This is a genomic window from Pseudomonas sp. NPDC089428, assembly GCF_044749325.1.
In the GTDB taxonomy this organism is placed as follows: Bacteria; Pseudomonadota; Gammaproteobacteria; order Pseudomonadales; family Pseudomonadaceae; genus Aquipseudomonas.
Genome location: NZ_JBIVHT010000006.1, coordinates 96,172 through 121,955 on the forward strand (window position 1 = coordinate 96,172; position 25,784 = coordinate 121,955).

Sequence of the window (25,784 nt, forward strand, 5' to 3'; positions counted from 1 at the left end):
CATACTCGACCCCTGTGGGAGCGGGCTTGTCACTGAGAAAAGTGAGGTGGGCCATGTCCTTGAACCACAATATCCGCAGCAGCCATGGCACCGACAAAAGGGCCGAGCGCGACTACATGCCGGAACTGGCCGGTGCCACCCTGCAGGACTCGCCTCGCCTGTCGCGCCTGACCGTGTGGCTGGCCGCGGCGCTGCTGCTGGTGGCGCTGGTCTGGGCCAGCCTGGCGGTGCTCGACGAAGTGACGGTCGGTGAAGGCAAGGCGATCCCGTCGAGCAAGGTGCAGGTGGTGCAGAACCTCGAAGGCGGTATCGTCACCGAGATCTTCGTGCGCGAAGGCCAGATGGTCGAAAAAGGCGCCACCCTGCTGCGCCTGGACGACACCCGGTTCAAGTCCAACAAGGGCGAAAGCGAGGCTGACCGCTATGCCCTGACCGCCCAGGTCGAGCGCCTGTCGGCAGAAGCCGAAGGGCGCCCGTTCGTGCTCTCGGACGAAGTGCGCGCCAAGGCGCCCCAGGTCGCCGACGACGAGATCGCCCTGTACGGCTCGCGCCAACGGCGCCTGGCCAGCGAAAAACAGACCCTCAACGAACAGTTGCGGCAGAAGAACCAGGAACTGGCCGAGTTCCGTTCCAAGGTCGATCAGTACCGCTCGGCCGTGGCGCTGCTGCAGCAGGAGACGGACATGTCGGCGCCGCTGGTGAGCAAAGGCGCCATCTCCCCGGTGGAGATCCTGCGCCTCAAGCAACGCACCGTGGAAGCCCGCGGCCAGCTCAATGCCACCAGCCTGGCCATCCCCCGCGCCGAGGCGGCGATCGCCGAGATCAAGAGCAAGATCGAAGAGTCCGATGCAAGCTTCCGCTCGGACGCGGCCAAGGAGCTCAATGACAAGCGCACCGAGCTGTCCAAGATCACCGCCACCAGCATCGCCATCGACGACCGGGTCAACCGCACGACGGTAGTGTCGCCCGTGCGCGGCATCGTCAAGCTGCTCAAGGTCAACACCATTGGCGGCGTGGTGCAGCCGGGCAGCGACCTGGTGGAAATCGTGCCGATCGAGGACAACCTGCTGATCGAGGCCAAGGTGCGCCCGCAGGACGTAGCCTTCCTGCACCCGGGGCAACCGGCGATGGTCAAGTTCAGTGCCTACGACTACACCATCTACGGCGGGCTCAAGGCCAAGCTGGAGCTGATCAGCGCCGACACCGTGACCGATGACAAGGGCAATGCGTTCTACCTGATCCAGGTGCGGACCGAGAAGAACCACCTGGGCGGAGACAACAAACCGCTGCTGATCATCCCCGGGATGGTGGCCACGGTGGATATCATCACCGGGCAGAAGAGTGTGCTGGATTATCTGCTCAAGCCGGTGCTCAAGGCGCGGACCGAGGCATTGCGGGAAAGGTGATTGGTTTGGATTGCGTGAGGGCGGGCAGGTGCATGTCGGGAGATTTTCTGCGCCTGTGAAATCGAGCGCCGCCCGCGCGGCGCATCGCGGATAAATCCGCTCCTACATTTGTTGCAACGTGGCCATGCCTGTAAGGCCATGGTTGTCAGCCGGTTCGCACGGTTCAAGTCATGCGCCAAGGCTGGCAACCATGGTGTCACAGGTTTGGTACGTTGCAACAAATGCAGGAGCGGATTTATCCGCGATGCGCCGCGCGGGCGGCGCTCGATTTCACAGGCGCTGAAAATGTAGAGGCATGCACCTTCAGGCTCAACTCTACCCGGATCTCACATTTCATGACCGGGAGGGTGTGCTGCATCAGCCACCATGATTTCGCTCGAACACGTCAACACCCATCGCCTTGATCTGCCCTTCTATCAATGCCTCGAACGGCCGGAGCAGCTCATCGAAACTCGCTGGCTGCTCCAGCACGTTCAACGCCTGCACCACCGCCTCGATGGTCGACACCGCTCCCGGCTCCGGCGCCTTGCGCAACCGATAGCGCGAAGGCGCCACCTGCGCCAGCGTCACCCTGGGCAGCGCTTCCAAAAGCGGGTTCAGGTACAAGAGCTTGCGTGCCTTGCGCCAGGTGCCATCAGGAACAATCAACAGGAATGGCCGGTCGTCCGTTTCACCATAGGCAGCCAGCGCCTGGGCCTGCTCACCTGGGAACAGCAGCACAGGCCGATAGCCTGGGGTAGCCAACAGTTCGGCAAGGTCAGCAAACACTTCCCCCACCTGCAGTTCGGCATTGACCAGGCCCAAGGCGGCCAGGCGGGCGGTATTCAGCGCATGGGCGGTTTCACTGGGGTGCTGCAGCAGGACCACGCGGGTGCGGCTGTCGAGGCTGGGTATCAGTGGGCAGAGGCAATGGTCGAGCGGGCGCTGGCAGCGTTCGCAGCGGGGTCTGGGCATGGGGGTCTCCGTTGGCGGAGTATTTTGCCATATGCCGATACTTTGGGCCCGCTTTGCGGGCCATTCGCGGGGCAAGCCCGCTCCCACAGGTCATCACAGTCTGAAGCGCAGTGCTGAACGGTGGGAGCGGGCTTGCCCCGCGAATGGGCCTGAAAACTCGGGCTTATCGGTTGAACCGCTCCGCCAGGCTATGCAGGTACTCGGCCATGCGTTCCAGATCCTGGCTGATCTCGGCCCCTTGCTTGGCCTGCCCCGCCGACTGGTCGCACAGCTGGGCAATCCGCACGATCTGTTGGTTGATGTCCTCGGCCACATGGCTCTGCTGCTCTGACGCCGTGGCCATCTGCTGGCTCATGCCAGTGATGCGGCTGACTGCCTGGGCAATCCCGGCCAGCGCCGTCTGCACCGCCTCGACGCTGTGCACGCTGTCTCGCGAAATCTGCTCGCCACGGCTGGCGCTGCTCACCGCCCGTTCGGCCCCGGCACGCAGCGAGGCGATGATCTGGTGGATCTCGTCAGTGGAAGCGCGCGTACGCCGGGCCAGCGAGCGCACCTCGTCGGCAACCACGGCAAAGCCCCTGCCCTGTTCACCCGCCCGCGCCGCCTCGATCGCTGCGTTGAGCGCCAACAGGTTGGTCTGTTCGGCAATCGAGGTGATCACATCGACCACACTGCCGATCGACTGGGTCTGCTCGGCAAGGGCATTGACTGCCTGACCGATATCGCTGACCGCCTCGCTCATGCTGCCCATGGCCTTCAGGCTTTGCTGCGCCAGATCGCTGCCGTGCTGGGCCAGTTGGTCGGCATCGCCGGCCGCGTTGGCGGTGCTCTGCACATTGTGGGTGACCTCCTGAATGGTCGCCGCCATCTGCGCGATGGCCGTGGCCGACTGGTCGGTCTCGCTGCGCTGGCGGTCGAGCATCTGCGCCTGGGCATCGGACAGGTCAGCCGATTGCGCGGCCCGTGACTTCACGCCGACGCCGGCATCCACCAGGCGGGTCAGTGCGGTTTGCAGGCGTGCCTCTTCGCTGATGATGGCGAGGTCGAGCTGGCCACGCAGACCAGGGTTGTCACTGTAGGTCAGGGCCACCAGTGGGCTGGTGAACGCTTTTGGATGCTCCGCGAGCGTGCGGCGGATTGCCTGGTGCTGCTGATGCTCGATCAGGTACCAGGCCACCAGCAGGCTGGCCATCAGCACCCCCAGAGCCCCATAAGTCGGCAGCCACAGGTAGCCGGCCGCGGACAACAGACCCGCGCCGATCAGTGGCCAGCCATGCCCCAGAAGCTGGCCCAGCCGGGCCGCCGCTGGCACCGCCGACTTGCCCCCGCGCAATCGCGCATAGAGCACTTCGGCACGGCGGATCTGCTCACGGGTCGGCACCGAACGCACCGACTCGTAGCCGCTGATGCGGCCATTTTCGTAGATCGCCGTGACATAGGCGCTGACCCAGTAGTAATCGCCGTTCTTGGCGCGGTTCTTGACCACGCCCATCCAGGGTTTGCCTTGCTTGATGGTTTCCCACATATGCCCGAATACCGACGGCGGCATGTCGGGATGGCGCACCAGATTGTGCGGCTGGCCTACCAGCTCGTCATAGGTGAAGCCACTGATCGCCACGAAGGCATCGTTGCAATAGGTGATGCGGCTGTTGAGGTCCGTGGTGGAGATCAGGCGCTGATCGCTGGAAAAAGTTCTTTCATGCTCAGTGACGGGCAAATTCATGCGCATCTTGGGGCGGTCCCTGCTCGTATAGATGGAGGGCATCACAGCAATTAGAGGTTTAGCAGAACGCCATCACCGGAGCGGCCAGCCTCGTGTAGGAAATGGACTACTTTCCGACGAGCTGCACTCCTCACCCCACATAGAGCTGGCTTTTGAGCAGGTCGCGGAAGGTCTGAATCAGCGGCTCGCGGCTGCGGCCACGACGGATGATCAGCGAGAATGGCGCCTGATAGCCGAATGTGGCCGGCGATAGCACCCGCAGGTCGCCCTTGTCGGCCCACGCCTGGGCATAGTGTTCGGGCAGGTAGCCAATATAGGCACCAGAGAGGATCAGGATCAGCTGCGCCTCCATGCTCTCAACCGTCGCCGCGCTGTGCTTGAAGCCATGCCGGGCCAGCTCGGCCTGGCTCCAGTACCCGCGCCCGACCATGCGCTGCTGGGTCACCACCTGTTCCGGGATGCGCCTCTCGGCGAACAGCGGATGGCGGCTGCTGCAATACAACCAGTGCTGCTCACGGTACAGCGGTTGGTAGAGCAGGCCGCTCATGCGCGAGGAGAACGCACCAATGGCCAGGTCCAGGCGGTTGTCCTGCACACCCAGCTGCAGTTCGTAAGGGCTGGACACCGACAGGTGCAGGTGCACGGCGGGGTGCTCCTGGCTGTAGGCGCCGATCACTTCGGCCAGTGGCAGCGCGCGATCGCCCACCGTGGAGTCGATCACACCGAGGTTGAGGGTGCCGCGCAGCTCGCCCTTGAGCGCTGCGGCGTACTGCTCGAAACCATCCAGCTCGGCCAGCAGGCGCAGCGTCTCCTGGTGGAACAGTTCACCCTTGCTGGTCAGGCTGAAGCCGCCGCGGCCGCGGTGGCACAACACGATACCCAAGGCGCCTTCGAGCTGGCTCATGTAGGTACTGATGGCCGAGGTCGACAGGTTGAGCTCGCGCTGGGCATTGGCGAACCCCTGGTGGCGTACCACGCTGACGAAGATGCGCAGCAGTTTCAGGTCGGGCAAGGTCGATGCCATGGTGCAACGGTTCCGCAACGGTATGTGCGCGCAGTCTAACCGCTCCTGCGGCCTTTAGTTCAGAAATTCCTGAAGTAAGTATTTGCCGGTAGCGATTCTTCCTACGCACTACCTTGCGCAGACTTGGCCGCAATGACCCTGCCCGCCGGCATATCCAGACTTCAAAGGCGTGCGGCGGCACAGGTTCGAACAAACAGAACAATCGACCGACTGATGAGGCCCACCGTGGACAAAGTTCTCCACCAACCACTGGGCGGCAACGAAATGCCGCGTTTCGGCGGCATCGCGACCATGCTCCGTCTCCCCCACCTGCAAACAGCCGAAGGCCTGGACGCCGCGTTCATTGGCGTACCGCTGGACATCGGCACCTCGCTGCGCTCCGGCACCCGTTTCGGCCCACGCCAGATCCGCGCCGAATCGGTGATGATCCGCCCGTACAACATGGCCACCGGCGCCGCCCCGTTCGACTCGCTGTCGGTGGCTGACATCGGTGACGTGGCAATCAACACCTTCAACCTGCTCGACGCCGTGCGCATCATCGAAGAAGCCTACGACGAGATCGTCGAGCACAACGTCATCCCGCTGACCCTGGGTGGCGACCACACCATCACCCTGCCGATCCTGCGGGCCCTGCACAAGAAGCACGGCAAGATCGGCCTGGTGCACATCGATGCCCACGCCGACGTCAATGACCACATGTTCGGCGAGAAGATCGCCCACGGCACCACCTTCCGCCGCGCCGTGGAAGAGGGCCTGCTCGATTGCGACCGCGTGGTGCAGATCGGCCTGCGTGCCCAGGGCTATACCGCCGACGACTTCAACTGGAGCCGCCGCCAGGGCTTTCGCGTAGTGCAGGCCGAAGAGTGCTGGCACAAGTCGCTGGAACCGCTGATGGCCGAAGTGCGCGAAAAGGTGGGCGGTGGCCCGGTGTACCTGTCGTTCGACATCGACGGCATCGACCCGGCCTGGGCCCCAGGCACCGGCACCCCGGAAATCGGCGGCTTGACCACCATCCAGGCGATGGAGATCATTCGCGGCTGCCACGGCCTGGACCTGATCGGCTGTGACCTGGTCGAAGTCTCCCCGCCTTACGACACCACCGGCAACACCTCGCTGCTCGGCGCCAACCTGCTGTTCGAGATGCTCTGCGTACTGCCGGGCGTCGTGCGTCGCTGATCAGGTTTGCTCGAAAAGTCGCCGAGCGGCGATCAGGCAAGGCGAAAACAGGCGAGGAACGGCCGGGGTCGCGCCCGACTTTACAAGTTGTAAATGAGCATTCCGAGCCTGTTTTCAACGCAGCATGATCGTCGCGCAGGCACTTTTCGTGCAAAGCCCGCTATATCCCGGCAGGAGCCATCAGGGAGGGCCATAGAGGCCCGCCAACACAAGACAAGACCGCCGGGCGCCGTGAACACGCCTTGCGGTCGATCTCGCCATAATAAAGATAATCGGGAGACCCCCAATGGCCTTGGACATCATTGTTGTAATGATCTATACCGCCGGCATGCTCGGGCTGGGCTGGTATGGCATGCGGCGCGCAAAAACCCACGAAGACTACCTCGTGGCCGGGCGCAACCTCGGCCCGACCCTGTACATGGGCACCATGGCCACCACCGTGCTCGGCGGCGCGTCCACGGTTGGCACCGTGCGCCTGGGCTACGTCCACGGCATTTCTGGCTTCTGGCTGTGTGCCGCCCTGGGCCTTGGCATCATCGCCCTCAACCTGTTCCTCGCCAAGCCGTTGCTGCGCCTGAAGATCTTCACCGTCACCCAGGTGCTGGAGCGCCGTTACAACCCCATGGCCCGCCAGGCCAGTGCGGCGATCATGCTGGCCTATGCGCTGATGATCGGCGTCACCTCGACCCTGGCCATGGCAACCGTGCTGCAAGTGCTGCTCGACCTGCCCTTCTGGGCGTCGCTGCTGCTTGGCGGTGGCGTGGTGGTGGTCTATTCGACCATCGGTGGCATGTGGTCGCTGACCCTCACCGACATCGTCCAGTTCGTGATCAAGACCGTTGGCCTGATGTTCATCCTGCTGCCGATCTGCCTGTACAAGGCCGGCGGCTGGGATACCCTGGTGGCCAAGCTGCCGGCGGCCAGCTTCAGCTGGACCACCATCGGCTGGGACACCATCATCACCTACTTCCTGATCTACTTCTTCGGCATCCTGATCGGCCAGGACATCTGGCAGCGGGTCTTCACTGCCCGTGACGAGAAGGTCTGCCAGCGCGCCGGCACCACCGCAGGTGTGTACTGCGTGCTGTACGGCCTGGCTTGTGCCCTGATCGGCATGTCCGCGCATGTGCTGATGCCGGACCTGGCCAACCCGAACAATGCGTTTGCCGAGATGATCAAAGGCCAGCTGCCCGATGGCATTCGCGGCCTGCTGATGGCTGCGGCCCTGGCAGCCATGATGTCCACCGCCAGTGCCGGCCTGCTGGCAGCCTCGACCACCCTGACCGAAGACCTGCTGCCCAAGCTGCGGGGCGGCAAGCAGTCGAGCCTGGGCGTCAGCCGCCTGTTCACCCTGATCACCGGCCTGGTGGTGTTGGCCATCGCCCTGGCAGTGAACGATGTGATCAGCGCCCTGACCCTGGCCTACAACCTGCTGGTCGGCGGCATGCTGATCCCGCTGATCGGTGCGATCTTCTGGAAGCGTGCGACCACCTCCGGCGCCATCGCCAGCATGACGCTGGGCTTTGCCACCGCACTGTTCTTCATGTTCAAGGACGGGCTGGATGCCAACACGCCGATCTACTACAGCCTGGCGGTTGGCCTGGTGAGCTTCGTGCTGGTGAGCGTGCTGTCGCGCAAGCCGGTGGGTGAAGTGAAGCTGGCCTGATCGATCGCATCAGGTTCTTCGCGGGCAAGCCCGCTCCCACAGGATCGCAACAGGCCTTGAAGCCATGCGGTCCCTGTGGGAGCGGGCTTGCCCGCGAAGAGGCCCGCACAGGCGAGACAAATCTTGCAGAAACAAAAAGGCCGCAGCATCGGTCAGATGCTGCGGCCTTCTGCATTTCAGCGACGACGCGGCTGGCGCTGGCGCTGCTCTTCATCAGTCGGGATCGGCACCGGCTGCAAAGGTGGTGGAATCAGCCCCAAAGCGACGGCCAGGTCGTGGAGCCAGTTGAACATTTGGTTTTTCATAGTGCCCCCTTGACGGGTCAGCCTCACGGCAATTCAATCCTGCGATGTTTCATACAGATCATAGTCCGATGTCCTGTACTACGCATGCTCTTGTTCCTACAGATATGGCCTAGCTTGACGCGGATCAAGCGGAAACGGCGCATTCCGACGACTGGTTAATCGTTTCGCTTTGTTGCAAATCGATCCAGGCCTGCAAATTCGCCCCGCGCATGCCCTGGCGCCACATCAGCCAGGTTTCCGCGTGATCGAATGGCGATTGCAAGCGGTGGGCGCGAACCCGGTCACGCCCAGGCAGGCTGTCGAGCATCGATTGCGCCATCAACGCCACCCCTGCACCCGCGATCACGCAGGCCAGCATGCTCTGGTACGACTCGATTTCCATCACTCGCCCCATGGGCGTGTGGTCATGGGCGTACCAGGCCTCCAGGCGCATCCGGTAGGAACAGCCCTGGCGGAAGGTGAACACCGCCTTGCCCGCCACGTCCTTGGCACTGCGCACCGCCGGGTGCTCGGGACTGGTGATCAGCACCAGCACTTCATCGCACAGCGGCACACCATCCAGCCCGGCCAGGCTCGGCGGGCCGTCCACCAGCGCCGCATCCAGCCGATGGCTGAGCAAGCCTTCAAGCAGGTCGCCGCTGGGTGCCGCCTGTACCTGCAGGTTCACCGCCGGGTATTGCTGGTGGTAGCGCGCCAACAACGCTGGCAAGTGGATGGCGGCGGTGCTGTACATGGTGCCCAGCACAAAATCGCCGGCCGGCTGCCCACCCTGCACCGCCGCCACGGCTTCATCACGCAGCGCCGCCAAGCGGTTGGCGTAATCGAGCAGCACCTTGCCAGCGGGCGACAACTGCAGGCGCTGGCGCTCACGCAGGAACAGCTCCACCCCCAGTTGCTCCTCCAGCTGGCGCAATCGCGTCGACAGGTTCGACGGCACCCGGTGCAGGCGCTCGGCGGCGCGGGTTACCGAACCTTCCTCGGCCACGGCCTGGAAGATACGCAGTTGGCTGAACTCCATTGAATTCTCCAAAACAGAACAACTTGATCATCATTATTCAATTTTATTGAAAGTCAATCCGCCCTAACCTGCCATCCATCGCATTGATTCGCGCAGGAGATTCCTCATGTCGCCGTTCGTACAACTGCTGGCCAGCGCCGTGGCGCTGATGATGGCCATGGGCATCGGCCGCTTTGCCCTCACTCCGCAATTGCCACAACTGATCGCCGAAGGCCAGTTCGACCTCACCGCCGCCGGGCTGGTCGCGGCAGCCAATTACCTGGGTTACTTCCTCGGCGCCGTGGACGCCATGTACGCCCGCCGGCCTAACCAGGTAAAACTGCGCCTGCACGGTGGCCTGTGGTTGTGCGTGCTGCTGACCCTGGCCTCCTGGGCTGCGGACGGATTCTGGAGCCACCTGCTGCTGCGCTTCGGTACCGGCGTGGCCAGTGCCTGGGTGCTGGTGATGATCACCAGCCTCAGCCAGCAAGTGGCCAATGCCCACAACCGTCAGCGCCTCGGGGCACTGGTGTTCGCCGGGCCTGGAGTGGGCATTGCGCTGACCGGTTTGCTGGCACTGGTCGCGCATCTGCTGGGGCTGGGTTCGGCGGCACTGTGGCTGGTCTATGCCGTTGCGGCGCTGGTCATGCTGCTGGCTGTACGCCCCTGGCTGCCTCGCGCGCTGCAACCTGCCGTGGTACCCGCCGCCTCGCAGCCGGGGCCGACCCGCAGCGTCGGCATCGGCCGCCTGGGCCTGGTCTATGCCTTGTACGGTGTGGGCTACATCCTGCCGGCCACCTTCCTGTCGCAGATGGCCAACCAGCAGTTCGGCGGCAACTGGATGGCTGACCTGTTCTGGCCAGCGTTCGGCCTGGCGGCGGCACTCGGTGTGGTGCTGGTGAGCCTGCGCCGGACGGGCCGCACTTCGGCCTGGCTGACGCTGACCCTGTGGTTGCAAGGCTTGGGGGTCCTGGCCTGCCTGATGGGCGGGGGTGTTGGCCTGGCACTGGGTGTGGTGCTGTGCGGCGGGCCATTCCTGGCGTGCATGCAACTGGTGATGCAGCGCTCGCGGGAACTGGCACCGCATGCCACGCAGCGCAATGCCGGGCTGCTGACCGCGTGCTTTGCCCTCGGGCAGTTGAGTGGGCCGCTGCTGGCAGCGCTGAGCAACCATTACAGCGGGAGCCTGCAGCCGGCGCTGGTGCTGGCTGCGGCGGGATTTGGAGTGGCAGGCGTGCTGATCTTGACCAGCGTACGAAGCCGTCAGGGTTGCCAGGCAGCAACCCGAATAGCCTGAAGTTCAGAGGTTTTCAGTACCGGCCCTTTCGCGGGCAAGCCCGCGAAAGGGCCGGTACTGGCAAACTCTACCCCACAAACCTGCGCAATTGCTGCTTCACCCAAGGCTCGGCACTCACCAGAATCACGCCCAGCAGCACCATCACCGCCCCAACCACGAAATTCAGGCTCAACGGCTCACCCAACAGCACAACGCCAAAGGTGACCCCGAACAAGGGCGTGATGAACGAAAACACCGCCAGGTTGGAAGCCAGGTACTTGCGCAACAGCCAGAACCAGGTCAGGTAGCTGATGAACGACACAACGATCCCCTGGAACAGCACGCTGCCCACCGCCAGCGGCGTCAATCTCACATCGCCAATCTGCCCGCTGACCAGGGCGATCAACAGCAAACCGGCAAACCCCACCGCCAACTGATAGAACAGGGTCAGGGTCGCCGGTGCCTCCGACAGGCGCGAACCACGCACCACCACCGTGGTCGCACCCCAGGCCAGCCCGGCGAGCACGCCAAAGGCATCGCCCAGCAGCATGCGCCCATCCATTTCGGCGAACGACAGCCCCCCCGCAAATGCCATCGCAATCCCGGCAAAGGCCAGCAAGATACCCAGCCACTGCAACAACCGCAGCCGTTCGCTGGGCAACATGAAGTGCAGGCCCAGCGCCGTGAACACTGGCGCGGTATAGAGGAACACCGACATGTGCGCCGCCGAGGTCAGCTTCAGCCCCTCGGCGATGAACAGAAACTCCAGCCCGAACAAGCCACCGGCCAGCAGCCCTGCTCGCCAGGTAGTGCCCAGCTGTTCCCAGCCGCCACGCCAGCAGATCATCGCGCCCACCAGCAGCGCGGCAATGCAGTTACGCAGGGCGGCTTGCATCACCGGTGCGATATCCACCGCCGCGGTCTTGATCAGCACCTGCTGGCAGCCCCAGATCAGGCACAGCCCCAGCATTACCTGGAAGGCAAAGGCATCGGGGTTCTTGCGGGCCGCGCTCATGGGCGGGCCTTTTGGGTAGTCGGGGGCATGGGCAATGGCTCGGCAGTCTTCAAGGAGTACCGATTATCGGGTTTCCCGGCACGCCCTTGCCAGCCTCAAAACGACCTCAAGCGATCTGCGCCTTGGCCGACACCTGGTCGAAGGTATTCTCGTCCAGCCCGTCTTCCTGCTCATCCAGCACCTGACGCGGGTGCTCGAAGCCCGGAATGCTGCTGTCGATCAGGCTCAACAGCCGCGAACCACGCTCGGTGAGCACGAAATTCTCGCCATTGCCGCCATCCTCTTGCGGCCGGCTCTCGATGAAGCCGCGCTCGAACAGCAGCTTTTCGTATTCGCAGGCACGGGTCTTGAGGTGGTCCAGGTCGCCCACCTGCTGGCCTTTGGCGGCCAGCGCCGCAGCATGCTGCTCGGCATAGGGGCGTGGCGTGAAGCTGTGACCGGCGCCGTTCTGCACTTCGTGCAGCAAACGCTCGATCAGGTCCCAGTCGTAGGTGCTGCTCATGGAGATGGCCTCCTGCTGTGGACGAAGGGGGTACACAGGTTGGGACCTGTTGATGGGCGCAGGCGTTCCGAAAGATCTCAGGGCTTGATTGCGGAAAAAATCGTCGCCGAGTAAAGGGATATCGGTCAGCTCGATTTCATCATCGCCCAGCTGAGCCAAGCGGTCGTATAGCCACCGGTCGTTGCCGCTGAACTAACCGTCCGGCAAGCGCCTCCACCGGGCATCCCCCCCGCCGGAGGTAGAAAGGATGAAACCGCTGCTGCGCATCGCCTGTGCCACCGCCCTGTGCTGTGCCCTGCCCGCCTGGGCCTGCACGCCGGAAGAAGCGACAGAGAAACGTGAAGAGCTGGCCGGATTGGTCAGTCAGCTGACCGAGCAGAACCCGCAGAAGGCCAAGGAGATCAATGATGAGCTCCAGGGGATGGAGCTGGGGACGGCAAGCAAGGACTTGCCCGACAAGTGTCAGTTGATCGACAAGCGGATCAAGGAGCTGAAACAGGCGGAGAAAAAGGCTGAATAGGTAATAGCCGGTGCTGGCCTCTTCGCGGCGGTTCTACGCGAAGAAGCCAGCACCGCTATCGAATATTACTCAGCTGCCGGCTTGCGCTTCTTCAGCGGCGCCAGGCCATCGGAGCTGGCCAGCGGCGCATTCGGCCGTGGCTTGGCGGTCGGCTTGCGCTTGGCAGCAGCCTTTTTCTCGCCAGTCTTCTTGTCGACCTTCTTCTTCTTGGCGCCCACCGCCTTGCCCGAGGCCTTGACCTTCTTCGGCCCGCTGTAGGTGCCCTTCACTTCCTTGATCACCCGGCGCTCGAACTGCTGCTTGAGGTAGCGCTCGATGCTGGACATCAGGTTCCAGTCATTGTGGGTGATCAGCGAGATCGCCAGGCCTTCACCACCGGCACGGCCGGTACGGCCCACGCGGTGCACGTACTCGTCGCCGCTGCGTGGCATGTCGAAGTTGATCACCAGGTCCAGGCCGTCGATGTCCAGGCCACGGGCCGCCACGTCGGTGGCCACCAGTACCTTGGAGCTGCCCTGCTTGAAGCGCTCGATGGCCAGCTTGCGGTCCTTCTGGTCCTTCTCGCCGTGCAGCACGAAGGCTTTCACGTCCTTGGCCACCAGGTGGCCGTAGATGCGGTCGGCCAGGGCACGGGTGTTGGTGAAGATGATCGCCTTGTCGAAGGTCTCGTTGGCCAGCAGCCACTGCACGATCTGCTCTTTGTGCTGGTCGTGGTCGGCGGTGATGATCTGCTGGCGGGTGCCCTCGGCCAGCTGCGAGACGCTGTTGAGCATCAGGTGCTCAGGGTCTTTCAGGACCTTGCCGATGATGTCGCGCAGGGCCGCGCCGCCGGTGGTGGCGGAGAACAGCAGGGTCTGCTCGCGGTTCTCGCACTCCTTGCACAGGCGCTCCATGTCTTCGGCGAAGCCCATGTCGAGCATGCGGTCGGCTTCGTCGAGGATCATCACTTGCACGTGGGACAGGTCGAGGTTGCCGGCGTTGAGATGCTCGAGCAGGCGGCCCGGGGTGCCGATCAGCACGTCCGGCACCTTGCGCAGCATGGCGGCCTGTTCCTTGAAGTCTTCACCGCCGGTGACCAGGCCCGCCTTGATGTAGGTGAACTGCGAGAACAGTTGCACTTGCTTGAGAGTCTGCTGGGCCAGTTCGCGGGTCGGCAGCAGGATCAACGAGCGGATCTCTACCCGCCCGCCTTTCAGGTCGACCAGGCGGTTGAGCAGCGGCAGGACGAACGCCGCGGTCTTGCCGCTGCCCGTCTGCGCGGTCACGCGCAGGTCGCGCCCTTGCAGGGCCAGGGGGATGGCCGCGGCCTGCACCGGGGTTGGCTCGACAAATTTAAGCTCGGCCACGGCTTTAAGCAGGCGTTCGTGCAGGGCGAATTGGGAGAACACGGAGGTAACCTCAGGCAAGTGCGGGAAATTCAGTTGCATAGGGTAACGTTTTCTGCCGCCTTAGCCGAATTTCTTTTAGCAACTTTCTCGCCATCCGCGCTCTAATGGCGCTTCGTTTCGCTGCAATAGACCGGTTTACAAGCTTATGGACATCCAACGCATCTGGCGTGACAGCCTCGACCTGTGGGGCACCCTCGACCAACATCCACTGCTCCACGCCGCCATCGGCCTGGCCGTGCTGCTACTGATTTCCCTGGTCCTCGGCCGCCTGGCGCGCTTTCTGGTGCTGCACAGCGCGCGCCTGCTGGCCCGGCAGGCGGCGCTGAAGTGGCTCGACGACCTGCGCCATAACAAGGTGTTCCACCGCCTGGCCCAGACCATCCCGTCGCTGGTGATCCAGTTCGGCCTGAAGCTGGTGCCGGAACTGTCCGACACCGCCCAGCACTTCCTCGGCAATGTCGCCCTGGCCTTCACCCTGCTGTTCATGACCATGGCCCTGTCGTGCCTGCTCGATGCCCTGCTGGACATCTACGCCCGCACCGAACACGCCCGCACCCGCTCGATCAAGGGTTACGTGCAACTGGCCAAGATGATGCTGTGGATCTTCGCCTCGATCGTCATCGTCGCCACCCTGATCGACCGTTCGCCGCTGCTGCTGCTGTCGGGCCTGGGTGCGATGTCGGCGGTGCTGCTGTTGGTGTACAAGGACACGCTGCTGTCGTTCGTCGCCAGCGTGCAGCTGACCAGCAACGACATGCTGCACGTGGGCGACTGGATCGAGATGCCGCAGGTCGGCGCCGATGGCGATGTGGTCGATATCACCTTGCACACGGTCAAGGTACAGAACTTCGACAAGACCATCGTCTCGATCCCGACCTGGCGCCTGATGAGCGAGTCGTTCCGCAACTACCGCGGCATGCAGCAGTCCGGCGGGCGACGCATCAAGCGCAGCCTGTTCATCGACGCGGCGGGCGTACGTTTTCTGACCCATGATGAAGAGCGGCGCCTGAGCCAGGTGAGCCTGCTTGGCGACTATCTGGCCGGCAAGCGCCAGGAACTGCAACGCTGGAACGAGGCAATGGGGCCAGTGGCGGAACTGTCGGCCAACCGCCGCAAGCTGACCAACATCGGCACCTTCCGCGCGTTTGCCCTGGCCTACCTGAAGAACCACCCCAACGTGCATCCCAACATGACCTGCATGGTGCGGCAGATGCAGACCACCGCCGAGGGCGTGCCGCTGGAGATCTACTGCTTTACCACCACCACGGCGTGGGCGGAGTACGAGCGGATCCAGGGGGATATCTTCGATTACCTGCTGGCGGTGCTGCCGGAGTTTGGCTTGAGCCTGTACCAGCAGCCGAGTGGCAATGACATGCGGGTGGGGTTGGCTGGGCGCGCGGTACCAGAGCCGATGCCGCGTCGCCTTGAAGAAATGAACGAGGTTTGAGATTGCCGGGGCTGCGTTGCAGCCCCTTCCCCTTTCAAGGCCGAGTCAGATACCTAGCTTGCCAGAAGCGGTTTGCTTTCGCGGGCGTGGACCATGCAGTAGAGCGCACCAGCCAGGATCAGCCCCATCGCCCAGCTGATGTCTGCCCCCAGCCACTCGGCCACGAAGCCCGTGTAGAACGACAGCTTCATGAACGGGATGGTCCCGATGATCGCTACGGCATACACCGCCAGGCTTCGACGATTGAAGCAGCCGTAACGCCCCTTGGCGTCATACAGTGCCCCCACGTCATACTGGCCTCGGCACACCCAGTAGTAATCCACCAGGTTGATCGCGCTCCATGGAATCAACAGGTAAAGCTGGCCGATCAGGATGTCGGCAAAGAACGTATCGAAATTGTATTGGGTCGCGATGGCGATCAGCGTTGCCGCTGCGGTCAGGCCAGCCATCACCAGTGCCTTGGCAGTTGCGCTCACACGCCTGATGGTCTTGAAGGCGCCGAAGATGGTGACCGACGACATGTAGGCGCTGTACAGGCACAACACGTTGTACTGGATCACCCCCAACGCAATCACAGCCAGTGCCAACGGCGCCCAGGGGCCAAACAAGCCGGCAATGGCGGTCGCAGGGTCATGCCCCAGTGCCGAAGGTAATTCCACGGCCACCAGCGCGCCCAATGCCATCATGGCGAAGGAACCCAGCGCACAACCGCAATAGGTGGCCCAGAAGGTGGCGCGAGGGTTGACGTTGGCTGGGAGGTACCGCGAATAATCGGCCACATAGGGGCCATATCCGAGCGTCCACGAGGCGGCCTGGGCCACGATCAGGTTGAAGGCGGTGAATGAAAAGCCCGTGCTTACTGCCGCTGTGCCTGTTAGGTCGCCGGGGTGCAGCAGGATCAGCACCAGGGCGCCGGCAAAGACCAAGGTCGACAGCAGGCTCATCCACGCCCCCAGGCGGTGGATCAGTTCGTAACCGACAAAGCCGATGATGAAGGTCAGCACGCCGACCACCACGATGGCCTGGTCATTGCTCATGGGCACCAGCGCCTGCACGGCATTGCGCATCAGCACGCCGCTGGCGGCAAGGAACAGTACAGCGGCGGTAACCATCACCAGCAAAGGCAGCGCCGCACCATGGACACCGAACTGGGCGCGGCTCTGGATCATCTGTGGCACGCCCAGGTGTGGCCCTTGGGCGGAGTGCGCGGCCATGAACACGGTGCCGATCAGGTTACCGACCAACAAGCCCAGCAAGGTCCAGCCGAAACTCAGCCCCGACGCAGCGCCCAGGGTGCCGACCATCAATGCGGTTATCTGGAAGTTGGAGCTGAACCAGACGGTGAACAATCGTTTGGGCGTGCCATAACGCTCAGCGTGTGGGACGAATTCGATACTTCGCGTTTCTAGCTTCACGCCGGTCTCCCGATTTCATTTTCATGATTATCGGGTAGGCACCGGCGGGGTTTGGGCTCATTAACGAACGCGCCTTAGCTAGCTGCGTCATGCCTTGCTTGATAACGTCAGGCTGCCCAGGCGGCTCATACACACCGACGCCAGGATCACCGTTCCGCCGATGAGCAGCCTGTCAGTGGCTCGGGCTGGTTCCAGATAAGCAAATTGGCTGAGATAGCCCGGGGCTGCTTTGCAGCCCATTCGCGGGTAAAACCGCTCCCACAGGTGCCGCGCGGCCCTCAGGCCTGCGCAGATCCCGTGGGGGCGGGTTTACCCGCGAAGAGGCCGGCAGCTACCCCGCATACCCCAGCACGTATAGCAGCCCGGTCAGGGTCACCAACGACGCCACGGTCGACAACAGGATTGTCCGTGAAATAAGCCCCGCCTCGCGGTTGTAATACTCTGCCAGCATGAACGGCCCAGTACCGGTCGGCAGCGCCGCCAGCAGCACCGCCGACGCAGCCCACATGGTCGGCAGGCTGAACACCTTGAACGCCAATACCCAAGTCAGCGCCGGTTGCCCGACCAGCTTCAGCGCCACCAGCGGCCACGGGCTTGCCTGCGAACCGGCGCGTTTCTCGGCCAGAAATGCCCCCAGCGAGATCAACGCGCAAGGCGTGGTCGCCAAGGCCAGCATGTCAAGAAAATGCATCACCGGCTCGGCCAGCCCCAGACCGCTCATGGCCCACCCCGCCCCCGCCAGGGGCGAGATCACCAGCGGATTCTTCGCCAGCGCCTTGCTCACCAGCAAAATGGCGCGGCCGATCTGCCGCTCCTCCTGCAGGCCGATCTCGATCAGCATCAGGGAAATCGCGAACACCAGGCAGACCACGATCAATGACGAGATCAGCGCCGGCTGCAGCCCCGGCTGGCCGAACAGCAGCAGGCACAGCGGGATGCCGATGTAGCCGGTATTGGCATAGCCGGCACTGAGCCCGTCGATGCTCGCCGCCACCAAGCCGTGGCCGCTGCGCAGGCGCCAGGCCAGGGTCACGACGAACATCGCCAGCGCACCGGCGCCGAAGGCGACGATGAACCCTGGGTGCCAGATCTCGCTCCAGGTTGCCGTGGCGGTGACCTTGAACAGCAACGCCGGCAGGCACAGCCAGACCACCATCTTGTTGATCTCGGCGGCGGCCTTGTCACCCAGTTTGTCTGTCTTGCGGCACAGGAAGCCGACGAGGATCAGGGCGAAGATCGGCGCGACGATGACGAAGATGGTGTGCATGTCAGGCCTTGCCAGCCGCTGGCGACGTGACGCGGATGCCCAGGCGGCTCAGCCATACCGACGCGAGGATGATCGCGCCACCGAGCAGCAACCGGCCAAGCGGTTCGTCGCGGTTCCAGATCAGCAGGTTCAGTAGCAGCCCCACCGGCACATGCAGGTTGTTCATCACCGCCAGCGTAGCGCCCGAAACCAGGCAGGCGCCTTTGTTCCACCAGTACAACCCCAGCGCCGTAGGGCACAGGCCCAGGAACAGCAGCACCAGCCATTGCACGTTGGTGGTCGGCAGGTGCTGGGCGTTGCCGAATAGCAGGAACGCCGGCAGCACCACGATCAACGCACCCAGGTAGAAGTAGCCGAAACGCTTGTAGTGCGGCAGGTTGCTTGGGTGGCGGGCAACCAGGTGACGGTACAGCACCTGGCCGGCGGCGTAGGTGAAGTTGGCCAGCTGCAGCAACAGGAAGCCGATGAAGAAGTCACCACTGATGCTGTCGAAACGGATCACGCCCGCCCCCGCCACCGCCACCAGGGCCGCGAGCAGCGCCCAGGGGTTGAAGCGCCGGTTCAGGGCGTCCTCGATCAAGGTCACATGCAACGGCGTGAGGATGGTGAACAGCAGCACTTCCGGCACGGTCAGCACGCGGAAGCTCAAGTACAGGCAGACGTAGGTGATGCCGTATTGCAGCGCGCCGATCAGCAACATCGAGCGCAGGAAGCGCGGCTCCACCTGGCGCCAGCGGGTCAGTGGCAGGAACACCAGGCCCGCCAGCACCACGCGCGCGAGCACGGCGAAGTAGCTGTCGACGTGCCCGGCCAGGTACTCGCCGATCAGGCTGAAGGAAAACGCCTGGATCAGCGCGACGATTATCAGGTAGCCCATGGTTGCCTCTCGTGGATCAAGGGCGCGACCTTAGCGGGTTGCGGCAAGTGAGTTCAACCATGAGGAATGTGGGGGCTGTAGCGGCCTCTTCGCGGGCAAGCCCGCTCCCACAGGGATATCACCGGATTCAGATCTTGCGCTGTACCTGTGGGAGCGGGCTTGCCCGCGAAAGGGCCGGTACAGGCAACCACAAAATCCCAGGCATAAAAAAGCCCGGCCATCAGGCCGGGCAGGTACACCCAAAGGAGCAAAAACAGGTGTCAGGGATGGGAATTCGTTGACCCTCAGGCCACCGCAGCCAGCCTGGCCTTGGCCTGGTTCAGGCCTTTCTCGTGGAACTCGCCGCTCATGTTCAGGCCTTCGGCGTGGATGAAGTCGACATCGTGAATACCGATGAAGGCCATCACCTGGCGCAGGTACGGTTCCTGATGGTCGCTGGTGGCACCGGCATGGATGCCGCCGCGGGCGGTCAGCACGATGGCGCGCTTGCCAGTGAGCAGGCCTTGCGGGCCGGTCGGGGTGTACTTGAAGGTGATGCCGGCACGCAGCACGTGGTCCAGCCAGGCCTTGAGGGTGCTGGGGATGGTGAAGTTGTACATTGGCGCAGCCAGCACCAGCACATCGGCAGCCAGCACTTCATCGGTCAGCTCGTTGGAACGGGCCAGGGCCTCCAGTTCAGCGGCGCTGCGCTGTTCTTCAGGCTTCATCCAGCCACCGAGCAGGTTGGCATCCAGGTGCGGCACCGGGTTCACCGCCAGGTCACGTACGGTGATCGCGTCGGCCGGGTGCGCCGCCTGCCACTGCTGGATGAAATCACGGGTCAGTTGACGGGAAACGGAATCCTGCTGGCGGGCGCTGCTTTCGATGATCAGTACGCGGGACATGGGGTGCCTCCATCGGCAAATAGGGTTGCGATTCGATGGAGGTGAGATTAAGGCTTGACCTATCGATAAAAAAGCGTAAAAAGTGGGTTCAATCTATCGATTAATCAGTTTTATTGCGCTTTGCAGTCCAGCGCGATACGCAGCTTGATGATCTGCCGATTGAAATTGGCCGTCACATCGACGCTTTTACCGGCCGGCACGTTGACCCGGCGCACCCGCGGCGCCTCGGGCCCGTTGCGGAAAGTCACCTTGCAGGCCGCCGGCACTTGCCCATAGTTGTTCAGGGTAATGGAACCGATATCGTAGGCAGTGTCGTAGGTGGTGTAGTCCAGCTTGACCCCGGTCAGGTCCTTCTCCACGTCGATGGGGTAAGCCATGGCCCCAAGGGGCAGGCACATCAGTATTGCCGCACAACATTTCTTCATGGGGCGCTCTCCTTGAAAGAGCGCAGCTTAGGACAACAGGAGCCAAACATGAAAGCGCCGCGCGTGACCCTGGATCAATGGCGGACCCTGCAGGCAGTGGTCGACCATGGCGGGTTTGCCCAGGCCGCCGAAGCCCTGCACCGTTCGCAGTCTTCGGTCAGCTACACCGTGGCGCGCATGCAGGAGCAACTGGGTGTGCCGCTGTTGCGCATCGATGGCCGCAAGGCCGTGCTGACCGAGGCCGGCAACGTGTTGCTGCGCCGTTCGCGGCACCTGGTCAAGCAGGCCAGCCAGCTGGAAGACCTGGCGCATCACATGGAGCAAGGCTGGGAAGCCGAGGTACGCCTGGTGGTCGATGCGGCCTACCCCAGTGCCCGCCTGGTGCGCGCCCTGGCCGCGTTCATGCCGCAGAGCCGCGGTTGCCGGGTGCGCCTGCGTGAGGAGGTGCTGTCCGGCGTCGAGGAAGTGATGCACGAAGGCATCGCCGACCTGGCCATCAGCAGCTACAGCATCGGCGGCTACCTGGGCAGCGAACTGAGCTCGGTGGAGTTCGTCGCTGTCGCCCACCCCGAGCACAGCCTGCACCGGCTGGGCCGGGAGATCACCTTCCAGGACCTGGAAAGCCAGTTGCAGGTGGTGATCCGCGACTCCGGTCGCGCCCAGCCGCGCGATGTCGGCTGGCTCGGCGCCGAGCAGCGCTGGACGGTCGGCAGCCTGGGCACTGCCGCCACCTTCGTCGGCAGCGGCCTGGGCTTTGCCTGGTTGCCACGGCACATGATCGAACGCGAGCTGCACGACGGCGTGCTGAAGCCGCTGCCGCTCGATCAGGGTGGCAGCCGTCACCCACTGTTCTACCTTTATTCGAGCAAAGAGAAGACCTTGGGCCCGGCTACGCAGATTCTCATCGACCTGCTGCGCAATTTCGACACTGCGCCACTGGACGTGCCCTTCGCAGCCCCCCCACAAGCTTGAGAGGACCGCGCCCATGGCCTATTTCGAACATGAAGGATGCTCGCTGCATTATCAGGAATATGGCCAGGGCGAGCCCCTGGTCCTGCTGCACGGCCTGGGTTCCAGCAGCCAGGACTGGGAGCTGCAGGTACCCGAACTGAGCCGCCACTACCGGGTGATCCTCATGGACATCCGCGGCCACGGCCGTTCCGACAAGCCCCGCGACGGTTACCAGATCGCCACCTTCAGCGCAGACCTGCTGGCCCTGCTCGAACACCTGCAGACCGGCCCGGTGCACTTCGTCGGCCTGTCCATGGGTGGCATGGTCGGTTTCCAGTTCGCGGTCGATCACCCGCACTGGCTGCGCAGCCTGTGCATCGTCAACAGCGCCCCCGAGGTCAAGCGCCGAACCCGCAGCGACTGGTTGTGGTGGCTCAAGCGCTGGGGACTGGCGCGCATCCTCAGCGTCGAGACGGTCGGCCAGGGCCTGGCCGCACGGCTGTTCCCCAAACCGGGGCAAGCCGAACTGCGCAAGAAGATGGCCGAACGCTGGGCACGCAATGACAAACGCGCCTACCTCAAGAGCTTCGATGCCATCGTCGACTGGGGCGTGCAGGAACGCATCGGGCAAATTCGCTGTCCCACGCTGGTGATTGCCGCCGACCACGATTACACCCCGATACACCTTAAAGAACGCTACGTCGCCCTGATGCCCCACGCCAGGCTGGTGGTCATCGACGATTCCCGGCACGCTACGCCCCTCGATCAACCCGAGGTCTTCAACCAGACCCTGCTGCAGTTCCTTGCAGCCGCTTCCACCTCTCAAGGATCATTGAGCCCATGCTGAAAAAACTCCTGCTCACCGCCTGCTCGGTCGCCTTCGCCACCAGCGTCATGGCCTCCGACAAGACCCCGCACGTACTGCTGGACACCAGCTTCGGCCAGGTCGAAATCGAGCTCAACGCCGAGAAGGCACCGGTCAGTACCAAGAACTTCCTGCAGTACGTAGACAGCGGCTTCTACAACAACACCATCTTCCACCGGGTGATTCCGGGCTTCATGGTCCAGGGCGGCGGCTTCACTGACCAGATGGTGCAGAAAGACACCCAGGCACCGATCAAGAACGAGGCCAGCAACGGCCTGCAGAACACCCGTGGCACGCTGTCGATGGCGCGCACCTCCAACCCGAACTCGGCCACCAGCCAGTTCTTCATCAACGTCGCCGACAACGACTTCCTCAACCCGGGCCGCGACGCCGGTTACGCCGTGTTCGGCAAAGTGACCAAGGGCATGGAAGTGGTCGACCAGATCGTCAATTCGCCAACCACCGTCAAGAAAGGCATGCGCGATGTGCCGGCCGACCCGGTGTACATCAAGTCCGCCAAACGCATCGACTGACCGCAGGTTTCACAGGGACGTGAAACCTTCCAGGGTCGGGTAGCACAGGAGTCTTGTCACCCATGCTGTACCGCCGTTTCGAGCAACTGATCGACATCTTCCGCGACGCGCCCAGCGAGTCGCCGCCCGGCCAGGTCTGGCCGTTCTACCTGTACTACCTGCGCCAGGTCTGGCCCAGCTTTCTCGCCCTGTTGGTGGTCGGCCTGTTCGCCTCGCTGATCGAAGTGGCGATGTTCAGCTACCTGAGCCGCATCATCGACCTGGCCCAGGGCACGCCCAATGCCAATTTCTTCAGCGAACACAGCGGCGAACTGATCTGGATGCTGGTGGTGATCCTGCTGCTGCGGCCGGTGTTCTTCGGCCTGCACGACCTGCTGGTGCACCAGACCATCAACCCCGGCATGACCAGCCTGATCCGCTGGCAGAACCACACCTATGTGCTCAAGCAGAGCCTGAACTTCTTCCAGAGCGACTTCGCCGGGCGCATCGCCCAGCGCATCATGCAGACCGGCAACTCGCTGCGCGACTCCGCGGTGCAGGCGGTGGATGCGCTGTGGCATGTGCTGATCTACGCCATCACCTCGCTGGTGCTGTTTGCCGAGGCCGACTGGCGCCTGATGCTGCCGCTGCTGCTGTGGATCATCGGCTACATCGCCGCGCTGTACTACTTTGTGCCGCGGGTGAAGGAACGTTCGGTGATTTCCTCCGATGCCCGCTCCAAGCTGATGGGGCGGATCGTCGATGGCTACACCAACATCGCCACCCTCAAGCTGTTCGCCCATACCGACTATGAACAGCAGTACGCCCGCGAAGCGATCCGCGAACAGACCGAGAAAACCCAGCTGGCAGCGCGCGTGGTCACCAGCATGGACGTGGTCATCACCACCCTCAACGGCCTGCTGGTCGTCACCACCACCGGCTTGGCGCTGTGGCTGTGGAGCCAGTCGCTGATCACCGTCGGTGCCATTGCCCTGGCCACCGGCCTGGTGATCCGCATCGTCAACATGTCGGGCTGGATCATGTGGGTGGTCAACGGCATCTTCGAGAACATCGGCATGGTCCAGGACGGCCTGCAGACCATCGCCCAGCCGGTTACCGTCACCGACAAGCCCCAGGCGCCGCCACTCAAGGTCAGCCGCGGTGCCGTACGCTTCGACGACGTGGACTTCCACTACGGCAAGGCCGCCAACGTGATCGAAGGGCTGAACCTGGACATCCGCCCGGGCGAGAAGATCGGCCTGATCGGCCCGTCCGGCGCCGGCAAGTCGACCCTGGTCAACTTGCTGCTGCGCCTGTACGACGTGCAAGGCGGGCGCATCCTGATCGACGGCCAGGACATCGCCGAGGTCAGCCAGGCCAGCCTGCGCGCACAGATCGGCATGATCACCCAGGACACCTCGCTGCTGCACCGCTCGATCCGCGACAACCTGCTGTACGGCCGCCCTGGCGCCAGTGAAGCGGCGCTGCACGAGGCCGTGCGCCGGGCACGGGCCGACGAGTTCATTCCGCAGTTGTCGGATGCCCAGGGCCGCACCGGCTTCGATGCCCATGTCGGCGAGCGTGGTGTGAAATTGTCTGGCGGCCAGCGCCAGCGCATCGCGATTGCCCGGGTGCTGCTGAAGAATGCCCCGATCCTGATCATGGACGAAGCCACGTCGGCACTGGACTCGGAGGTCGAGGCGGCCATTCAGGAAAGCCTGGAGACGCTGATGCAAGGCAAGACGGTGATCGCCATCGCCCACCGGCTGTCGACCATCGCCCGGATGGACCGCCTGGTGGTGCTGGACAAAGGGCGGATCGTCGAAAGTGGCAGCCATAGTGAGCTGCTGGAGCAGCAAGGGCTGTATGCCCGTTTGTGGCATCACCAGACCGGGGGGTTTGTCGGGGTCGACTGAGTCCTGTACTGGCCTCTTCGCGGGGCAAGCCCGCTCCCACAGGATTACTTCAATATTGAGGAATGTGAGGTGCCTGTGGGAGCGGGCTTGCCCCGCGAAGAGGCCGGCACAAGCAGTAAAGATCTCAATCCTTGCGGTAAGGCAGCATCCCTCTGGCCTCCTCGGCATACCCCATCACCCCCGCCCGCTCCTGCATCAGAAAATCCTCCACCGCCCGCCGCAACCCCGGGTGCAGCAGGTAGTGCCACGACCGCGTCAGCACTGGCTCGAACCCACGAATCAATTTGTGCTCGCCCTGTGCCCCGGCGTCGAAACGCTGCAACCCTTCGGTAATCGCAAAGTCCATGCCCTGGTAGAAGCAGGTCTCGAAATGCAGCCGGTCGAACTCATCGAGGCAGCCCCAATAGCGACCAAACAGGCTATCGCCCCCAACCAGGCTCAAGGCCATCGCCACATCACGCCCACCCTGACGCGCCATCACCACCCGCACCGCCTCGGGCATGCGCTCGGCCAGCAGGCTGAAAAATTCCCGGGTCAGGTAAGGCGCGCGCCTGCGCACCGCATAGGTGTTGGCGTAACAGAGGAAAACGAAATCCCACTGCACCTCATCCAGTTCATCACCGCGATACCAGCGAAAATCGATGCCGTGCCCCGCCACTTGCTCACGTTCCTTGCGCATCTGCTTGCGTTTGCGTGAGCTGAGGCTGTCGAGAAAGTCCTGGAAGTCACGGTAGCCATGATTGCGCCAATGGAACTGGCAGCCCAGGCGCTCCATCCAGCCCGGCAGGCCGGCCATCTGCGCATCCAGCTGGGCGTCGGTGAAATTGATGTGCGCTCCGGACAACCCGCCCTTGCCCAGGTATTCCGGCAACGCCTGCAACACCAGCAGTGCGTCGGCCGGGTCGGCCGCCAGCAGGCGCGGCCCGCTGACCGGGCTGAACGGCACGGCACCGAGCAACTTGGGGTAATAGGCGATGCCGGCACGCTCGCAGGCATCGGCCCAACCGTGGTCGAACACGTACTCGCCATACGAATGCCATTTGCGATAAGCCGGCAGCAGCGCACGTACCTGCCCGTCGCGCTCCAGCACCAGGTGTTCGGCGGCCCAGCCAGTGTTGGGCGCAACGCTGCCGCTGTCTTCCATGGCACTGAGAAAGGCATGGCGCAGGAACGGTTGGCCAGGGGGGACCAGGGCATCCCAGGTCGCCGCTGGCAGGTCACGCAGATGGGCAAGGCTGTAGAGACTGGTCACGTTTTCGACTCGCTGTGCAAG

At 63.5% G+C, this 25,784-nt stretch carries 24 protein-coding genes; 10 read left to right on the forward strand and 14 right to left on the reverse strand.

The annotated features are described in order from the left end of the window. The first annotated feature begins 53 nt into the window (after positions 1-53). Complete coding sequence (locus tag ACIPZ5_RS13595) at positions 54-1,406, forward strand: HlyD family type I secretion periplasmic adaptor subunit (protein WP_313711318.1); 1,353 nt, start codon at positions 54-56, stop codon at positions 1,404-1,406. Positions 1,407-1,763: 357 nt separating this feature from the next. Here ACIPZ5_RS13595 and ACIPZ5_RS13600 read toward each other — a convergent pair whose 3' ends face one another. The 3 genes from ACIPZ5_RS13600 to ACIPZ5_RS13610 all read right to left on the reverse strand — a co-directional run bounded on the left by ACIPZ5_RS13600 (position 1,764) and on the right by ACIPZ5_RS13610 (position 5,107). Beyond that, entirely contained in the window at positions 1,764-2,360 is a 597-nt protein-coding gene (locus ACIPZ5_RS13600; protein WP_400809114.1) for a tRNA-uridine aminocarboxypropyltransferase, read from the reverse strand. Between the two features lie 163 nt (positions 2,361-2,523). Next, complete coding sequence (locus tag ACIPZ5_RS13605) at positions 2,524-4,089, reverse strand: methyl-accepting chemotaxis protein (RefSeq protein WP_400809116.1); 1,566 nt, start codon at positions 4,087-4,089, stop codon at positions 2,524-2,526. Between the two features lie 124 nt (positions 4,090-4,213). After that, positions 4,214-5,107, reverse strand: a complete 894-nt coding sequence (locus ACIPZ5_RS13610; protein ID WP_027918723.1) for a LysR family transcriptional regulator — start codon at positions 5,105-5,107, stop codon at positions 4,214-4,216. Positions 5,108-5,332: 225 nt separating this feature from the next. Here ACIPZ5_RS13610 and speB point away from each other — a divergent pair, with 225 nt between their 5' ends. Both speB and ACIPZ5_RS13620 read left to right on the forward strand, forming a co-directional pair. Next, positions 5,333-6,283, forward strand: coding sequence for an agmatinase (gene speB, locus ACIPZ5_RS13615; protein ID WP_261943113.1), 951 nt, complete (start codon positions 5,333-5,335; stop codon positions 6,281-6,283). Between the two features lie 286 nt (positions 6,284-6,569). Then, positions 6,570-7,949, forward strand: a complete 1,380-nt coding sequence (locus tag ACIPZ5_RS13620) for a sodium:solute symporter (protein ID WP_261943112.1) — start codon at positions 6,570-6,572, stop codon at positions 7,947-7,949. Positions 7,950-8,125: 176 nt separating this feature from the next. Here ACIPZ5_RS13620 and ACIPZ5_RS13625 read toward each other — a convergent pair whose 3' ends face one another. Together ACIPZ5_RS13625 and ACIPZ5_RS13630 are read right to left on the reverse strand one after the other, a co-directional pair. Then, positions 8,126-8,254, reverse strand: a complete 129-nt coding sequence (locus ACIPZ5_RS13625) for a PA1414 family protein (RefSeq protein WP_308451135.1) — start codon at positions 8,252-8,254, stop codon at positions 8,126-8,128. A 124-nt stretch (positions 8,255-8,378) separates the two neighbouring features. Next, positions 8,379-9,272 carry a putrescine utilization regulator PtrR gene (locus ACIPZ5_RS13630; protein WP_343599270.1) on the reverse strand — a complete coding sequence of 298 codons (894 nt, stop codon included), beginning with the start codon at positions 9,270-9,272 and terminating at the stop codon, positions 8,379-8,381. A 106-nt stretch (positions 9,273-9,378) separates the two neighbouring features. Here ACIPZ5_RS13630 and ACIPZ5_RS13635 point away from each other — a divergent pair, with 106 nt between their 5' ends. After that, positions 9,379-10,548: an MFS transporter gene (locus tag ACIPZ5_RS13635; RefSeq protein ID WP_261943110.1), complete on the forward strand. Its 1,170-nt coding sequence runs from the start codon at positions 9,379-9,381 to the stop codon at positions 10,546-10,548. A 67-nt stretch (positions 10,549-10,615) separates the two neighbouring features. On the opposite strand, the gene ACIPZ5_RS13640 is transcribed toward ACIPZ5_RS13635, so the two are convergent. Further along, a complete protein-coding gene (locus tag ACIPZ5_RS13640; protein WP_313711308.1) occupies positions 10,616-11,542 on the reverse strand; it encodes a DMT family transporter in 927 nt (308 codons plus the stop codon). 106 nt (positions 11,543-11,648) lie between these two features. After that, positions 11,649-12,044 carry a transcriptional regulator gene (locus tag ACIPZ5_RS13645; RefSeq protein ID WP_261943108.1) on the reverse strand — a complete coding sequence of 132 codons (396 nt, stop codon included), beginning with the start codon at positions 12,042-12,044 and terminating at the stop codon, positions 11,649-11,651. 247 nt (positions 12,045-12,291) lie between these two features. On the opposite strand from ACIPZ5_RS13645, the gene ACIPZ5_RS13650 reads away from it, so the two are divergent. Next, positions 12,292-12,564, forward strand: a complete 273-nt coding sequence (locus ACIPZ5_RS13650; protein WP_343599262.1) for a hypothetical protein — start codon at positions 12,292-12,294, stop codon at positions 12,562-12,564. Positions 12,565-12,629: 65 nt separating this feature from the next. Here ACIPZ5_RS13650 and ACIPZ5_RS13655 read toward each other — a convergent pair whose 3' ends face one another. After that, positions 12,630-13,991 (reverse strand): DEAD/DEAH box helicase, encoded by a 1,362-nt coding sequence (locus tag ACIPZ5_RS13655; protein ID WP_261943105.1) that lies wholly within the window; start codon positions 13,989-13,991, stop codon positions 12,630-12,632. 106 nt (positions 13,992-14,097) lie between these two features. Between ACIPZ5_RS13655 and ACIPZ5_RS13660 the strand changes: the two genes are divergently transcribed. Then, positions 14,098-15,399: a mechanosensitive ion channel family protein gene (locus tag ACIPZ5_RS13660; RefSeq protein WP_400809123.1), complete on the forward strand. Its 1,302-nt coding sequence runs from the start codon at positions 14,098-14,100 to the stop codon at positions 15,397-15,399. Positions 15,400-15,452: 53 nt separating this feature from the next. Here ACIPZ5_RS13660 and ACIPZ5_RS13665 read toward each other — a convergent pair whose 3' ends face one another. From ACIPZ5_RS13665 to ACIPZ5_RS13685, 5 genes are all read right to left on the reverse strand, one after another. Then, the gene (locus ACIPZ5_RS13665) at positions 15,453-16,814 is read right to left on the reverse strand and encodes a cytosine permease (protein WP_261943103.1); all 1,362 of its coding nucleotides are present in this window, start codon (positions 16,812-16,814) and stop codon (positions 15,453-15,455) included. A 331-nt stretch (positions 16,815-17,145) separates the two neighbouring features. Beyond that, positions 17,146-18,081 (reverse strand): AEC family transporter, encoded by a 936-nt coding sequence (locus ACIPZ5_RS13670; protein ID WP_400809126.1) that lies wholly within the window; start codon positions 18,079-18,081, stop codon positions 17,146-17,148. 1 nt (position 18,082) lies between these two features. Next, entirely contained in the window at positions 18,083-18,958 is an 876-nt protein-coding gene (locus ACIPZ5_RS13675) for a carboxylate/amino acid/amine transporter (protein WP_400809128.1), read from the reverse strand. Between the two features lie 284 nt (positions 18,959-19,242). Continuing rightward, positions 19,243-19,842 (reverse strand): FMN-dependent NADH-azoreductase, encoded by a 600-nt coding sequence (locus ACIPZ5_RS13680; protein WP_400809131.1) that lies wholly within the window; start codon positions 19,840-19,842, stop codon positions 19,243-19,245. Between the two features lie 110 nt (positions 19,843-19,952). Beyond that, positions 19,953-20,267 (reverse strand): 3-phosphoglycerate kinase, encoded by a 315-nt coding sequence (locus ACIPZ5_RS13685; protein ID WP_152953954.1) that lies wholly within the window; start codon positions 20,265-20,267, stop codon positions 19,953-19,955. 48 nt (positions 20,268-20,315) lie between these two features. Between ACIPZ5_RS13685 and ACIPZ5_RS13690 the strand changes: the two genes are divergently transcribed. The 4 genes from ACIPZ5_RS13690 to ACIPZ5_RS13705 all read left to right on the forward strand — a co-directional run bounded on the left by ACIPZ5_RS13690 (position 20,316) and on the right by ACIPZ5_RS13705 (position 24,511). After that, on the forward strand, positions 20,316-21,239 hold the full coding sequence (locus ACIPZ5_RS13690) for a LysR family transcriptional regulator (RefSeq protein WP_261943100.1): 924 nt from the start codon (positions 20,316-20,318) through the stop codon (positions 21,237-21,239). Between the two features lie 13 nt (positions 21,240-21,252). Continuing rightward, on the forward strand, positions 21,253-22,065 hold the full coding sequence (locus ACIPZ5_RS13695) for an alpha/beta fold hydrolase (protein ID WP_400809135.1): 813 nt from the start codon (positions 21,253-21,255) through the stop codon (positions 22,063-22,065). Continuing rightward, complete coding sequence (locus ACIPZ5_RS13700; RefSeq protein ID WP_261943098.1) at positions 22,059-22,616, forward strand: peptidylprolyl isomerase; 558 nt, start codon at positions 22,059-22,061, stop codon at positions 22,614-22,616. The genes ACIPZ5_RS13695 and ACIPZ5_RS13700 overlap by 7 nt, the downstream gene beginning before the upstream one ends. A 62-nt stretch (positions 22,617-22,678) precedes the next feature. After that, on the forward strand, positions 22,679-24,511 hold the full coding sequence (locus ACIPZ5_RS13705; RefSeq protein WP_261943097.1) for an ABC transporter ATP-binding protein: 1,833 nt from the start codon (positions 22,679-22,681) through the stop codon (positions 24,509-24,511). A 124-nt stretch (positions 24,512-24,635) separates the two neighbouring features. On the opposite strand, the gene ACIPZ5_RS13710 is transcribed toward ACIPZ5_RS13705, so the two are convergent. Then, a complete protein-coding gene (locus tag ACIPZ5_RS13710; protein ID WP_400809139.1) occupies positions 24,636-25,763 on the reverse strand; it encodes a GNAT family N-acetyltransferase in 1,128 nt (375 codons plus the stop codon). Between the last annotated feature and the right edge of the window lie 21 nt (positions 25,764-25,784).